General features: G+C 67.3%; 14 protein-coding genes and 1 tRNA gene. 11 read left to right on the top strand and 4 right to left on the bottom strand.

All coding sequences use genetic code 11. From position 1 onward, the window contains the following. Positions 1-12: 12 nt before the first annotated feature. From Q4F04_RS03340 to Q4F04_RS03330, 3 genes are read left to right on the top strand one after another with little or no spacing between them, the layout of a single operon-like run. Positions 13-768 carry an amino acid ABC transporter permease gene (locus Q4F04_RS03340; RefSeq protein WP_303368411.1) on the top strand — a complete coding sequence of 252 codons (756 nt, stop codon included), beginning with the start codon at positions 13-15 and terminating at the stop codon, positions 766-768. Then, complete coding sequence (locus Q4F04_RS03335) at positions 758-1639, top strand: amino acid ABC transporter permease (RefSeq protein WP_303368410.1); 882 nt, start codon at positions 758-760, stop codon at positions 1637-1639. The genes Q4F04_RS03340 and Q4F04_RS03335 overlap by 11 nt, the downstream gene beginning before the upstream one ends. A gap of 10 nt (positions 1640-1649) precedes the next feature. Next, positions 1650-2399 (top strand): amino acid ABC transporter ATP-binding protein, encoded by a 750-nt coding sequence (locus Q4F04_RS03330; RefSeq protein ID WP_303368409.1) that lies wholly within the window; start codon positions 1650-1652, stop codon positions 2397-2399. Here the strand turns inward: Q4F04_RS03330 and Q4F04_RS03325 are convergent. Beyond that, positions 2383-3357, bottom strand: a complete 975-nt coding sequence (locus tag Q4F04_RS03325) for a GlxA family transcriptional regulator (RefSeq protein ID WP_303368408.1) — start codon at positions 3355-3357, stop codon at positions 2383-2385. The genes Q4F04_RS03330 and Q4F04_RS03325 overlap by 17 nt on opposite strands. Before the next feature lie 118 nt (positions 3358-3475). On the opposite strand from Q4F04_RS03325, the gene Q4F04_RS03320 reads away from it, so the two are divergent. The 6 genes from Q4F04_RS03320 to purU are packed head-to-tail and all read left to right on the top strand — an operon-like array spanning position 3476 to position 10331. Next, complete coding sequence (locus tag Q4F04_RS03320; protein ID WP_303368407.1) at positions 3476-4726, top strand: sarcosine oxidase subunit beta family protein; 1251 nt, start codon at positions 3476-3478, stop codon at positions 4724-4726. Between the two features lie 9 nt (positions 4727-4735). After that, on the top strand, positions 4736-5026 hold the full coding sequence (locus Q4F04_RS03315; RefSeq protein WP_303368406.1) for a sarcosine oxidase subunit delta: 291 nt from the start codon (positions 4736-4738) through the stop codon (positions 5024-5026). Further along, on the top strand, positions 5023-7953 hold the full coding sequence (locus Q4F04_RS03310; RefSeq protein WP_303368405.1) for a sarcosine oxidase subunit alpha family protein: 2931 nt from the start codon (positions 5023-5025) through the stop codon (positions 7951-7953). Before Q4F04_RS03315 ends, Q4F04_RS03310 begins: the two co-directional genes overlap by 4 nt. Beyond that, positions 7946-8524 carry a sarcosine oxidase subunit gamma gene (locus Q4F04_RS03305; RefSeq protein WP_303368404.1) on the top strand — a complete coding sequence of 193 codons (579 nt, stop codon included), beginning with the start codon at positions 7946-7948 and terminating at the stop codon, positions 8522-8524. Before Q4F04_RS03310 ends, Q4F04_RS03305 begins: the two co-directional genes overlap by 8 nt. Further along, complete coding sequence (gene folD / locus Q4F04_RS03300) at positions 8521-9411, top strand: bifunctional methylenetetrahydrofolate dehydrogenase/methenyltetrahydrofolate cyclohydrolase FolD (protein ID WP_303368403.1); 891 nt, start codon at positions 8521-8523, stop codon at positions 9409-9411. Before Q4F04_RS03305 ends, folD begins: the two co-directional genes overlap by 4 nt. A 35-nt stretch (positions 9412-9446) precedes the next feature. Continuing rightward, complete coding sequence (gene purU, locus Q4F04_RS03295; protein WP_303368402.1) at positions 9447-10331, top strand: formyltetrahydrofolate deformylase; 885 nt, start codon at positions 9447-9449, stop codon at positions 10329-10331. 452 nt (positions 10332-10783) lie between these two features. Here purU and Q4F04_RS03290 read toward each other — a convergent pair. The 3 genes from Q4F04_RS03290 to Q4F04_RS03280 all read right to left on the bottom strand — a co-directional run bounded on the left by Q4F04_RS03290 (position 10784) and on the right by Q4F04_RS03280 (position 11828). Continuing rightward, positions 10784-10860, bottom strand: a tRNA-Arg gene (locus Q4F04_RS03290). A 54-nt stretch (positions 10861-10914) separates the two neighbouring features. Then, positions 10915-11430: a GNAT family N-acetyltransferase gene (locus tag Q4F04_RS03285; protein WP_368660696.1), complete on the bottom strand. Its 516-nt coding sequence runs from the start codon at positions 11428-11430 to the stop codon at positions 10915-10917. Between the two features lie 86 nt (positions 11431-11516). After that, positions 11517-11828: an ETC complex I subunit gene (locus tag Q4F04_RS03280; RefSeq protein ID WP_303368401.1), complete on the bottom strand. Its 312-nt coding sequence runs from the start codon at positions 11826-11828 to the stop codon at positions 11517-11519. Positions 11829-11981: 153 nt separating this feature from the next. Between Q4F04_RS03280 and Q4F04_RS03275 the strand changes: the two genes are divergently transcribed. Next, the gene (locus Q4F04_RS03275; protein WP_303368400.1) at positions 11982-12677 is read left to right on the top strand and encodes a superoxide dismutase family protein; all 696 of its coding nucleotides are present in this window, start codon (positions 11982-11984) and stop codon (positions 12675-12677) included. Positions 12678-12791: 114 nt separating this feature from the next. Further along, positions 12792-13237: DEAD/DEAH box helicase family protein (locus Q4F04_RS03270; RefSeq protein ID WP_303368399.1), on the top strand; the 446-nt coding region annotated here is incomplete at its 3' end.

Here is a 13237-nt window from a genome sequence, read left to right as displayed (position 1 = left end):
GGCCGGGACCCGATGATCGAAGGGATGCAGGAGTTCTTCCGCGAACTGGCCGCGTCGTCGCCGCACTGGAACTTCATCTGGCTGCATGACGAGCGCCAGATGGCGCGGGTGCTGTCCGGCCTGTGGATGACGATCAAGCTCAGCATGGCCTGCCTGATCTTTTCGGTCATCATCGGCATCGTGGGTGCCTGGGCGCAGGGGGCGAAAAGCCGCCTCCTGCGCGGGATCGTGGCGGGTTATGTGCAGTTCTTCCGCAACACGCCGCCGCTGATCCAGTTGCTGTTCTTCTATTTCGCGCTGGGCCAGCTCACCCCCAGCTACAGCCCCGACGGCTGGACCGAGGTGCCGATCATCTCGAACGTGGGCTGGGCCATCATCTCGCTGTCCTTCTTCGCCGGCGCCTTCAACATCGAGATCTTCCGCGCCGGCATCGAGGCGGTTCCCGATTCCACCCGCGAGGCGGCGGAATCGCTGGGGATGTCCCGGCTGATGACCTACAACAACGTCGTGTTTCCGCTTGCGCTGCGCATCTCGATGCCGGCGCTGACCGCGAACCTGGTCAATCTCGTCAAGACCACGAACCAGGCCTATGCGATCGCGGTGCCGGAACTGCTCTACCAGTCGGTGTCGATCTGGAACGACTATCCGTCCGCGCAGAACCCGACGATGCTGCTGATGCTGGTGCTCTACCTGGGCCTGGTCGGCATCGTCTCGGCCGGCATGGGCACATGGGAACGCAGGATGAGGATTCCCGGCTATGGCGCGTAAGACCCCCGTTCCGATGGCGCCGGTCAGGGGCGTGCTGCCGGTGCTGCTGCCCTTCAGCCCCCGCGGCCCGGCTTACGACGACTTCTTCATGCTGCGCTGGCTGGCCTCGATCCCCGCGGCTTGGCTGCTGGCGGCAGCCGCGCTGTTTCCCCTCGCGGTCATGGCGCAGTCCGGCCGCGACGCCGCCTCGGCCTTCGAGGCCGTGATCCGCTGGGCGCCCTTCCTGTTCACGCAGGGGTTCCTGTTCAACGTGCTGATCTCGGTTCTGGCGATGGCGCTGGGAACCGCGGTGGGGGCGCTGGCCGGCTTGGGCCTCATCTCGCGCAACCGCCTGCTGCGGGGCATCGTGCAGGCCTATGTGACCTTCTTCCGCAACGTGCCATGGCTGGTCCTGCTGTTCATCATCCTGCTGGGGCTGCCGTTCCAGGTGCAGGCGTTCGGCATGACGATCCCCCTGCCCGGCTGGATCAAGGTGGTGATCGGCCTTGCCCTGCCGGTGTCCGCCAACATCGCCGAGGTCGTGCGCGGCGCCATCCAGTCGGTGCCCACCGCCCAGTGGGAGGGCGCGGAATCGCTGGGCTTCACCCGCCGGCAGACCATCTGGCAGATCATCCTGCCGCAATGCGTCAAGCGGATGCTGCCGCCGTGGATGAACTGGTATGCGATCATGACCATGTCCACGCCGCTGGCCTCGCTGCTGGGGGTGAACGAGGTCATCAGCCTGACCCGCCAGGCGATGGAGGCCGAGGGCAACTATCCCGAGCTTCTGATGCCCTTCTACGGCTTCGCCCTGCTGCTTTTCCTGGCCTACTGCTATCCGATCGCGCGCCTGACGATGCGGCTGGAACGGCGGTTCGCCGTCAAGACCTGAGAGGTTCCCGATGACGAACTGGACCAAGAGCCAGCCCATCGTCCGCATCCGCGACGTCCGCAAGTCCTTCGGCCAGGTCGAGGTGCTGCGCGGCATCAGCTTCGACGTGATGAAGGGCGAGGTGGTCTGCATCATCGGCCCCTCGGGATCGGGCAAGTCCACCCTGATCCGCTGCATCAACGCGCTGAACGACATCCAGGGCGGCTCGATCCAGGTCGAAGGGCAGGAGGTGCATGACCCGAAGCTCGACAAGCTGGCGCTGCGGCGCAAGGTCGGGATGGTGTTCCAGCAATACAACCTGTTCCCGCACAAGACCGCGCTGCAGAACGTGATGATGGCGCCGATCAAGGTGCTCAAGGAAGACAAGGCCGAGGTCGAGACCCGCGCCCGCGCCCTGCTGAAGAAGGTGCGGCTGGAAGGGAAAGAGGATCACTATCCCGGCGAGCTGTCCGGCGGCCAGCAGCAGCGGGTGGCCATCGCCCGGTCGCTGGCGATGCGGCCCGACGTGATGCTGTTCGACGAGGTGACGGCGGCGCTGGACCCGGAAACGGTCAAGGAGGTGCTGGTCACGATCAAGGACCTGGCCGCCGAGGGCATGACCTGCATCCTCGTGACCCACGAGATGGGCTTTGCCCGCGAGATCGCCGACCACATCTATTTCACCGACCGCGGCGTGATCGTGGAACACGGCCCGCCCGCCGAGTTCTTCACCAACGCCAAGGACCCGCGCACGCGCGACTTTCTTAACCAGGTGCTCTGACGGGCGGACGAGAGACCGCTTCCGCCGCGCGCCGCCTGCGGCCCGGGGGCGCGCCGTATCTGGCGGCAAAGCAGCGGGTGAAATGGGCGGCGCCTGAAAACCCGGTCATCACCGCGATCTCAAGCACCGGCAGGGCGGTCTGCTGCAGCAGTTCATCCGCCTTGGCCAGCCGCAGGTCGCGGTAGAAGCCGGTCATGGTCTGCCCGAAGCGGGCGGCGAACAGCCGCTGCAACTGCCGGGCGCTGGCGCCTGAAAGCGCTGCAAGCTGCTCGGGCGCCAGGGGATCGGCGAGGTGGCTGGCCATCAGTTCCACCGCGGCCTCCAGCGCAGGGTGATGCAGGTCGAAGCGCTGTCCCGCGCCGGGCTGCTGGGGCTCGTCGGCGGTGCGCAGCCGCGGATGGATGAACCAGCCGCTGACCTCGCGGGCAAAGCCCGCGCCATGTTCGCGGGCGATCAGCGCCCCCATCATGTCCATCGCCGCGACCCCGCCCGCGCAGGTGTAGCGGTCGCGGTCGATCACATAAAGTGCGCGCTCGATCAGCAGGTCGGGGCCGTATTCCTGCAACGCGTCGATATGGGTCCAGTGCACGGTGAAGCGCCGCCCTGCCATCAGCCCCGCCTTGGCCAGATGCGCCGAGCCTCCGGAAATCCCGCCCAGCCGCATCCCCTTCTGCGCCAGCCCGCGCAGCCCCCGCATCAGCGCGGGATCGTCGTGCAGCATCGGATTGCCGCCCGAGACGACCATCGCGAGGTCCAGCCCGGCCTCCGCGGCGTCGGCCAGCGGCTGCGTGTCGAAGCCCCCACCCGAGGACGAGGCAGCAAAGCCACCAGCGACGGAATGGAACTGGAAATGGTAAAGCGCCCGGCCCGCCAGGTGGTTGGCCGCCCGCAGCGGCTCGACCGCCGAGGCGACCGACATCAGCCCATGATCGGGCGTCAGGATGAAACCGATCCGCATGGCGCGCCAGTAACACGCGCGTCCGAGGTGGACAAGAATATGTCCGCACTGTGCAAGCCGCGCGTGCTGCGCCGCGCTACGAACCCCGCATACCCTGCTGACTCAAGGATGATCTGACTTGCGCTATTCGGCTTACCGCGTTGTCAAAGAGGCACTGGGCGGCCACAAAGGCTGGCGCCCCCTGTGGCGCAACCCCGACCCCCAGCCCGCCTATGACTATGTCGTCGTCGGCGGCGGCGGGCACGGGCTGGCGACCGCCTATTACCTTGCCACCACCTTCAAGCAGGCCCGCATCGCCCTGCTGGAAAAAAGCTGGTTGGGGTCCGGCAACATCGGCCGCAACACGACGATCATCCGGTCCAACTACCTGCTGCCGGGGAACGAGCCGTTCTACGAGTTCTCCATGAAGCTGTGGGAGAACATGGAACAGCTTCTGAACTTCAACGCGATGGTCAGCCAGCGCGGGATTCTCAACCTGTTCCATTCGGACGGCCAGCGCGACGCGTATCGGCGGCGCGGCAATGCGATGCTGCTGGCGGGGGCGGATGCGGAACTGCTGGACCGCGACCAGGTGCGGCGGATGGCGCCCTTCCTCAATTTCGACAATGCCCGCTTCCCGATCAAGGGCGGCCTTCTGCAGCGCCGCGGCGGCACCGCGCGCCATGACGGCGTGGCCTGGGGCTATGCCCGCGGCGCGGACCTGGCGGGCGTGGACCTGATCCAGAACTGCGAGGTCACAGGCTTCCGCATCGAGAACGGGCGCGTGAAGGGTATTGAGACCTCGCGCGGTTATATCGGGGCGGGCAAGGTCGGCGTGGCGGTCGCGGGCTCAAGCAGCCGGGTCATGACGCAAGCGGGGATGCGGCTGCCGATCGAAAGCCATGTCCTGCAGGCCTTCGTGTCCGAGGGGCTGAAGCCGACCATTCCGGGGGTCATCACCTTCGGCGCCGGGCATTTCTATGTCAGCCAGTCCGACAAGGGCGGGCTGGTCTTCGGCGGCGACATCGACGGCTACAATTCCTACGCCCAGCGCGGCAACCTGCCGGTGATCGAGGACGTGGCCGAATCCGGCATGGCCCTGATGCCGATGATCGGGCGGGCGCGGCTTCTGCGGGTCTGGGGTGGGGTCATGGACATGTCGATGGACGGCTCGCCCATCATCGACCGCACCCCGGTCGAAGGGCTCTACCTCAACGCGGGCTGGTGCTATGGCGGTTTCAAGGCCACGCCCGCCAGCGGCTATTGCTTCGCCCATCTGCTGGCGACCGACAAACCCCATGAGACCGCGAAAGCCTATCGGCTGGACCGCTTCGAGCGCGGCTACATGATCGACGAAAAAGGCATGGGCGCCTCGCCCAATCTGCACTGAGAGCAAGACATGCTTATCCCCCACCCCCTTCTCGGCCCACGCGACGCGCAGGAGTTCTTCTGCCTCGGCTCTGCCGAACTGCTGGACCGCCCCGACCCCGGCGCGGACGGCGCACAACTCGCGTTCCACGATTACGTCTATTTGCGCGACAACCCGGCCGGCGTGCATCGCGAGCTTTGGTTCCATGAACAGGGCGACCGCTCGTGGCTGGTCGTCACCCGCAACACCCTGACCCATGAGATCTTGGGCGCGGAACTGGCCCGCAACGTGGCGCTGGCCGCGAAAGGGGGTGCGGCATGACCCGGCTATCCGGCGGTCTGATCGACCGCTCGCGCAGGCTGCGCTTCACCTTCAACGGGAAGGAGTTCACCGGCCATCCGGGCGACACGCTCGCCTCGGCGCTGATGGCGAACCGGGTCGGGCTGGTCGGCCGCAGCTTCAAGTACCACCGCCCGCGCGGCATCTTCACGGCGGGGTCCGAGGAACCCAACGCGCTGGTGGAGATCGGCATCGGCGCGCGGGCCGAGCCGAACACCCGCGCCACCGTGGTCGAACTGTTCGACGGGCTTCAGGCGCGCAGCCAGAACCATGTCGGCTCGCTGAAACGCGACCTCTTGGCGGTGAACGACTGGTTCTCGCCCTTCTTCGCGGCGGGCTTCTATTACAAGACCTTCATGTGGCCGCAGAAGTTCTGGGAGAAGTTCTACGAACCCGCCATCCGCCGCGCGGCGGGGTTGGGGCGGCTGTCGGGCCAGCCCGACCCGGATGCCTATGACAAGGGCTTCCTGCATTGCGACCTGCTGGTGACCGGCGGCGGCGCGGCGGGGCTGGCCGCGGCCCTGACGGCGGCGCGGGCGGGCGCGCGGGTCATCCTTGCCGACGAGGACTTCCGGCTGGGCGGGCGGCTGCTGGCGGAAACCCATCCGCTGGACGACGCCCCCGCGACCGACTGGATCGCCACGGTCGAGGCCGAGCTTGCCAGCCTGCCGAACCTGCGGATCATGCGCCGCACCACGGTTTACGGGGTCTTCGATTCCGGCGTCTATGGCGCGCTGGAACGGGTGTCAGACCACCTTCCCGTTCCCGGCAAGCTGCGCCAGACCCTGTGGCGCATCACCGCCCGCCGCGCCGTTCTGGCCGCGGGCGCGACCGAGCGGCATATCCCCTTCGCCAACAACGACCGCCCCGGCGTGATGCTGGCGGGGGCGATGCGCGCCTACGCCAACCGCTACGCCGCCGCGCCTGCGGACCGGGTGGCGATCTTCACCAACAACGACGACGGGCACCGGACCGCGCTGGACCTGCTGGGCAACGGCGTCGGCATCGCGGGCGTGATCGACTCTCGCGCAAATACCACGGCGCAGGGCGATTATCCGCTGTTCGCGGGCGCAATGGTGACGGACAGCAAGGGCCGCCAGGGCTTGCGCAGGGTTCAGGTCACACGGAACGGGCGGGCCGAATGGCTGGACTGCGGCGCGCTTGGCGTCTCGGGCGGATGGAACCCGAACGTGCATCTGGCCTCGCACCACCGGGGCCGCCCGGTCTGGGACGAGGCGGCGCAGGCCTTCCTGCCGCCACCCGACGGGCCCGAGGGGCTGGTCGCCGCCGGGGCCGCCGCCGGGCATGGCTCGACCGCCGCCGCGCTGCGGTCGGGGGCCGAGGCCGCGCGGGATGCGCTGGCGGACCTCGGCATCGACGCCCCCCTGCCCGGCCTGCCGCGGGCCGAGGATGCGTCGCTGAACCTGCATCCCCTGTGGCATGTCCCCGGCAAGGGCCGCGCCTGGGTGGATTTCCAGAACGACGTGACCGTCAAGGACATCGCGTTGTCCTATCTGGAAAACATGCGCTCGGTCGAGCATCTGAAACGCTGGACCACGCTGGGCATGGCGACCGACCAGGGCAAGACCGCGAACGTGACGGCGCTGGCGGTCATGGCGGAACTGACCGACCAGACCATCCCGCAGACCGGCACCACGGTCTTCCGCCCGCCCTATACCCCCGTCGCGCTGTCAGCGCTGGGGGGCGGCGACAACGGCGGGCATTTCAAGCCGCGCCGCCTGACGCCCACGCATGAATGGGCCAAGGCGCAAGGCGCGGTCTTCGTCGAGGTCGGCCAGTGGATGCGCGCGCAATACTTCCCGCGCCCCGGCGAAAGCCACTGGCGCGAGACGGTGGACCGCGAGGTTCTGGCCACCCGCAGGGGCGTCGGCATCTGCGACGTGACCACGCTGGGCAAGGTCGATGTGCAGGGCGGGGACGCGGGCGAGTTCCTGAACCGCGTCTATGCCAATGCCATGGGCAGCCTCAAGACCGGCATGGTCCGCTACGGGTTGATGCTGCGCGAGGACGGGATCGTCTGGGACGACGGCACCTGCGCCCGGCTGGGGGACACGCATTACGTCGTCACCACCACCACCGCCAATGCCGGCACGATCTACCGCCACATGGAGTTCTGCCGCCAGTGCCTCTGGCCGGACCTCGATGTGCAGTTGATCTCGACTACCGACGCATGGGCGCAGATCGCCGTGGCGGGGCCGAACGCCCGCCGCCTGCTGGAACGTGTCGTGGACGGCTTCGACCTGTCGAACGAGGCCTTTCCCTTCATGGCCTGCGCCAACCTGACTGTCTGCGGTGGGCTGCGGGCGCGGCTGTTCCGCATCTCGTTCTCGGGCGAACTGGCCTATGAGATCGCGGTGCCTGCGCGCTATGGCAATGCGCTGATGGCACGGCTGGTGGAAACCGGTGCTGACCTTGGCGCCACCCCCTACGGGACCGAGGCGCTTGGCGTCATGCGGATCGAAAAGGGCCATGCGGCGGGCAACGAGCTGAACGGCCAGACCACCGCGCAGATGCTGGGGCTGGGGCGGATGGTGTCCACCAAGAAGGACTCGATCGGTGCGGTCATGTCGCGCCGGGCGGGACTAGCCGATGACCGCCGCGTGCTGGTGGGCCTGCAGCCCGTCGATCCCGCCGAGCCGGTCGTGGCGGGGGCGCATCTGTTCACCGAACGGGCCGAGCAGAACACCGGGACCGATCAGGGCTGGATCACCTCGGGCGCGCACAGCCCGCATCTGGGGCACGCCATCGGCTTGGGCTTTCTGGAAGACGGCGCGGCGCGCATGGGCGAGGTGATCGTTGCGGCCAACCCGCTTCAGAACCAGACTGTCCGGGTGCGCGTCACCAGCCCCCATTTCATCGACCCCGAGGGAGAACGCCTCCGTGCCTGATCGCGTGCCTGACCTTTCCCCCCTCTGCGCCACCGGCGGCTCCGCTCCGGCCGAGGCGCGCCATGGCGCCCTGAGCGTCCGCGAGAACCCGGAACTGGCGCTTGCCTCGGTGGCGCGGCGGGGGGATGCGCCCGAACCCTCGCCCTTCGGGCTGAGCCTTCCCGGACCCGGCGGCTGGACAGCGTCCGGGGATGTTTCGGCCTTCTGGACCGGGCCGGACCAGTGGATGGTCGAGGGGCACGGGCTTGCGGACACCGACTTCGCAGCCCGGGTCGCCGCCGATTGCCCGGATGCGTCCGTGACCGAGCAGACCGACGGCTTTGTCGCCTTCGAGATCCGCTCGGCCAAAGGCGAGCGGCCGATCACTGACCTGCTGGCCAAGCTCGTGAACCTCGATCCGCTGCGGCTTCAGCCCGGTTCCGCCGCCCGCACCGGGCTGGAACATCTCGGCGTCTTCGTGATCCGCCGCGCCCCGGATGGACTGGCGGTCATCGGCATGCGCTCGGCGGCCGGGTCGCTGTGGCACGCCCTAGAAACCGCGATCTCGCGGCAGGTCGAGGTGGCGGCATGACGGCGAGGATCATCGACGGCCGCGGTTTTGCGCACGGCATCCGCGGGAAGGTCGCGGCCCATGTCGCGCGGCTCAGGTCCGAACACGGCCTCACCCCCGGCCTCGCCGTGGTGCTGGTGGGCGAGGACCCTGCCTCGGCGGTTTACGTCAAAAACAAGGGCATCCAGACGCGCGAGGCCGGGATGGCCAGCTTCGATCACCGGCTGCCCGCCGATACTTCCGAGGCCGATCTGATTGCGCTGATCGACCGGCTGAACGCCGATGCGGCGGTTCATGGCATCCTCGTGCAACTGCCCCTGCCCGACCACCTTGATTCGGAACTGATCATCAACCGGATCGACCCGGCCAAGGACGTTGATGGCTTCCACGTCCTGAACGTCGGCCTGCTGGGCACGGGGCAGAAGTCGATGGTGCCTTGCACGCCGCTGGGCTGCCTGATGATGCTGCGCGATCTGCATGGCAGCCTGTCGGGGCTGAACGCGGTCGTCGTCGGCCGGTCGAACATCGTCGGCAAGCCGATGGCCCAGTTGCTGCTGGGCGACAGTTGCACCGTGACCATCGCCCACAGCCGCACCCGCGATCTGCCCGAGGTCTGCCGCCACGCCGATATCCTGGTCGCCGCCGTGGGCCGCCCGCAGATGATCCGGGGCGATTGGGTCAAGCCGGGGGCGACCGTCATCGACGTCGGCATCAACCGGGTCGAGCAGGACGGAAAGGCCCGCCTTGTCGGCGATGTCGATTTCGACGAAGCGGTGCAGGTCGCAGGCGCCATCACCCCGGTTCCGGGCGGCGTCGGCCCCATGACCATCGCCTGCCTGCTGGCCAACACCCTGACGGCCTGCTGCCGCGCTAACGGGCTTGCCGAACCGCAGGGCCTTACCGCCTGATCCTTCCCCCGAACCCCCCGGAGGCTTGAAACCCCATGTCCCGCTATGCCCTTCGCGTCACCTGCCAGTCCACCCGCGGCATCGTCGCCGCCATCGCGGGTTATCTTGCCGAACAGGGCTGCAACATCACCGACAGCGCCCAGTTCGACGATGCCGATACCGGCCGCTTCTTCATGCGGATCAGCTTCCAGAGCGAGACCGGCAAGCAGCTTGCGGAATTGTACGAGGGCTTCGCGCCCGTGGCGTCCAGCTTCGACATGGAAGCCGAGTTCTTCGACGAGGCCCGCAAGCGCAAGGTCATCCTGATGGTCTCGCGCTTCGGCCATTGCCTGAACGACCTCTTGTATCGCTGGCGGATCGGGGCGCTGCCGGTCGAGATCGTGGCGGTGATCTCGAACCACATGGACTACCAGAAGGTCGTCGTGAACCACGACATCCCCTTTCACTGCATCCGCGTGACCAAGGAAAACAAGCCAGAGGCCGAGGCCCGGATCATGGAGGTGGTCGAGGATACCGGCGCCGAGCTGATCGTGCTGGCGCGCTACATGCAGGTCTTGTCGGACCAGATGTGCCGGAAGATGTCGGGCCGCATCATCAACATCCACCATTCCTTCCTGCCGTCCTTCAAGGGCGCCAACCCCTACAAGCAGGCCTATGAGCGCGGCGTGAAGCTGATCGGGGCGACCTCGCATTACGTCACCGCCGATCTCGACGAAGGCCCGATCATCGAGCAGGACACGATCCGCGTGACCCATGCCCAATCGCCCGAGGACTATGTGAGCCTCGGCCGCGACGTCGAGGCCGCGGTCCTGGCCCGCGCAGTGCATGCCCATGTGAACGGCAGGGTCTTCCTGAACGGCAACAAGACGGTGGTCTTCCCCCCCTCGCCCGGTTCGCACGCATCGGAACGGATGGGCTGACGCAACGGTCCTGCCTCTCAAGGGGGCGGGGTGCCCTCTTGAGACGCATCCGTGACCCAAGGCCCCCCGCGCCCATGCCGGGTTGCGCGCCCGCATGGGTGCCTGCCTCGTCCCGGACCCCGATCATGCTCAAGCAGCGGTGCGCCGCAGCGTCACAGGGGCAGTTGTCCGCCGACGCGCTTCAACCTCGGGGATGGTCGAGGGCGCGGAGGCATCAGAAACGCATGCTCTGCGACGCCAGCCTTTGTCGGGGACACCGACCCCGGTTGCGCCTTCCGGCAGGCCGGGGTCTTTCCGTTCTGATCGAAGAACTTGCCGAACAGGCGTCCGCGTCCTGCAAGCAATTTGCACGCAGGCTCACGACCCATTGGGGAAAAACAGGCGTCTTTTCCAAAGATGCCGCAGGAAGGGAACCAAGGACCCTTGAGACACCCGGCATCCGCCGCGATGTCTGGCGACCCCGGGAGGGCTCGAACCCCCAACCTTGGACTTAGAAGGTCCCTGCTCTATCCAGTTGAGCTACGGGGCCGCGCCCGTTGTGATTGCGGCAAAGCCCGGCCCGGTGCAAGGGGCCAAGGCCGCATCAGACCTCGCGGGTCATGAAGACGCTGTTCGGGTCCGGGACGTAGCCCGTGAAGGGCGCACATTCGGCGAAGCCTGCGCGGGCATAAAGGACGCGCGCCGCGCCGAAGCTGTCCTGCGCTCCGGTTTCCAGCGACACCCGCAGGTAGTTCCTTGTTCTCGCCTGGTCGATCAGCGCGTCCAGCAACCGGCGGGCGTAGCCTTCTCCCCGCCGCTCGGACAGGATGTGCATGGACTTGATCTCGCCGTGACCCGCGGCGATCTGCTTCAGTGCGCCCATGCCCACCGGCGCTCTCTTTACCCGCAGCACAAGGAAGTCGATCAGGGGCGAGACAAGATCCTCGCGCGGCAGCATGTGGATCGACCCGGGCGGGGTGTCGGCATGCATGGCCTGAACGTGGCGGGCAAACAGAAGATCCAGATCGGGTGACAGCGGGCTTTCCATCGCGATGGTGACGCCCGCCGTGGCTTGTGGTGCAATGGGCCTGTGGCGTTGGGTGCTGCCGTGCTTGTTCATTTCAATGGACCAGTCCCAGAGCGAACCTTTGCCTGCCGGACAATCTCACTTTCCATCAGCAGAAACTATGCCCCGACCTGCAAAGGTCAATGCGTCCAGGGCGCCTTGCGGTCCGTGGCGAAGTTTTCGCCGTAGCCACGCGGACGGATGTTGTGGGCGCGGGGTTTCGGCTCGGTCACGATGTATTCAAGGCCCTTGGCCTTGGCGTAAGCCTCGGCCTCGGCGCGGCTGTCGAAGCGCAGGCGGACCTGCGACTGGGTGTCGTCGGAACTCCTCCAGCCCATCAGCGGGTCCAGGTCCGGCCGGTCGGAACGAGAGAATTCGAGCACCCATTCCTTGGTGCGGGCGACGCCGGACTGCATGGCGTTGCGGGCGGGCTTGTAGATGCGGACGCGCATGGCGGAACCCCTTGGCGGCTGAAGACGGGCCGGCCTCTTGTGGCGCAGGCGGCGCCGACGATCAAGCGCCACCGTCCGGCAAAGGCGAAACAGGGGGAACGGCTGCCGCCCTTGGGCGTTGACCGCAGGCAAGGACAGACAGGAGTGCCCTCGATGACCCGATCCCTCAACGCGACCCGTGCTCTGCCCCAGCCCCATGCCGTGGGTGCCCTTCTGCTGGGCGCGGCTCTGGTGCTGGCCCCGCATCCAGGCCATGCGCAGGATTCCCAGCCTGCCGCGGCTGACGCCCAACCCGCACAGGCGGCGCCGGTCGAGAATGCCTCTCCGGCAGCAACAGGCGCGGATCAGCCGGATGCGCCCGCAGCAGGCGGTGCCGCCGCAGCGGCGGGTGACGAGCAGTTCCGCCAGGCCGGCGGCGTCCTTCGCAATGGCGAAGGAGCGGATGTCGGCAGCGTCCTCATCACCGAGACCGCCTCGGGCGTGATGCATTTCGTGCTGGACATCAGCGAGGGCGCGGTGCCCGCCGCACAGCACGGGCTGCATATCCATGAGACCGGCCTGTGCGAAGGCCCCAGTTTTGAAAGCGCCGGCGGCCATATGGCAGGCGACCGGGAACATGGCGTCCATTCGGCGAACGGCCCGCATCCGGGCGACCTGCCGAACATCACCATGGGGTCGGCAGGCGCGCTGCATGTCGAATATTTCCTGCCCGGCGTGCTGATGGATCAAATCCTCGATGAGGATGGCTCGGCCGTGATGATCCATGCCGATGTGGACGATTACGCGAGCCAGCCGGCCGGCAACGCGGGCGACCGCATCGCCTGCGCGGTTCTCGAACTGTCAAGCTGAACCACGCCTGCAGCAGCATGGGGCCGCCCGCGACAGGGCGGCCTTTTCCTTGAAAACGGGGGCTTTCCGCACCACCTAACGGCATCCTTCGCGCCACATTCCCCAAGGATCGTCATGGCCCATAACAACACCAACGCCCCCATGCCGATGCTGCTGCAGCCCGAGCGGCGGGTGAAGCTGGAAGGCGGCAAGCGTTTCGTCATGCACAGCGAATTCGCGCCGGCGGGCGACCAGCCGACTGCCATCGCCGAACTTTCCCAAGGGGTCCGCAATGGCGACAGGGACCAGGTGCTGCTGGGCGCGACCGGCACCGGCAAGACCTACACCATGGCCAAGGTGATCGAGGAGACGCAGCGTCCCGCCATCATCCTCGCCCCGAACAAGACGCTGGCCGCCCAGCTTTACGGCGAGTTCAAGGGCTTCTTCCCCGACAACGCGGTCGAATACTTCGTCAGCTACTACGACTACTACCAGCCCGAGGCCTATGTCCCGCGGTCAGACACCTATATCGAGAAGGAATCGCAGATCAACGAGGCCATCGACCGGATGCGCCACTCGGC

The sequence above is a fragment of the Paracoccus sp. (in: a-proteobacteria) genome, assembly GCF_030536915.1.
Classification (GTDB): Bacteria; Pseudomonadota; Alphaproteobacteria; order Rhodobacterales; family Rhodobacteraceae; genus Paracoccus.
This window is presented reverse-complemented; position numbering and strand designations above follow the sequence as displayed.

Coding starts and splice junctions, on each gene's coding strand:
- Q4F04_RS03330 (WP_303368409.1), top strand. CDS start 1,650: ATGACGAACTGGACCAAGAGCCAGCCCATCGTCCGCATCCGCGACGTC.
- purU (WP_303368402.1), top strand. CDS start 9,447: ATGTCCCGCTATGCCCTTCGCGTCACCTGCCAGTCCACCCGCGGCATC.
- Q4F04_RS03340 (WP_303368411.1), top strand. CDS start 13: ATGATCGAAGGGATGCAGGAGTTCTTCCGCGAACTGGCCGCGTCGTCG.
- Q4F04_RS03275 (WP_303368400.1), top strand. CDS start 11,982: ATGACCCGATCCCTCAACGCGACCCGTGCTCTGCCCCAGCCCCATGCC.
- Q4F04_RS03325 (WP_303368408.1), bottom strand. CDS start 3,357: ATGCGGATCGGTTTCATCCTGACGCCCGATCATGGGCTGATGTCGGTC.
- Q4F04_RS03285 (WP_368660696.1), bottom strand. CDS start 11,430: ATGAACAAGCACGGCAGCACCCAACGCCACAGGCCCATTGCACCACAA.
- Q4F04_RS03310 (WP_303368405.1), top strand. CDS start 5,023: ATGACCCGGCTATCCGGCGGTCTGATCGACCGCTCGCGCAGGCTGCGC.
- Q4F04_RS03335 (WP_303368410.1), top strand. CDS start 758: ATGGCGCGTAAGACCCCCGTTCCGATGGCGCCGGTCAGGGGCGTGCTG.
- Q4F04_RS03280 (WP_303368401.1), bottom strand. CDS start 11,828: ATGCGCGTCCGCATCTACAAGCCCGCCCGCAACGCCATGCAGTCCGGC.
- folD (WP_303368403.1), top strand. CDS start 8,521: ATGACGGCGAGGATCATCGACGGCCGCGGTTTTGCGCACGGCATCCGC.
- Q4F04_RS03315 (WP_303368406.1), top strand. CDS start 4,736: ATGCTTATCCCCCACCCCCTTCTCGGCCCACGCGACGCGCAGGAGTTC.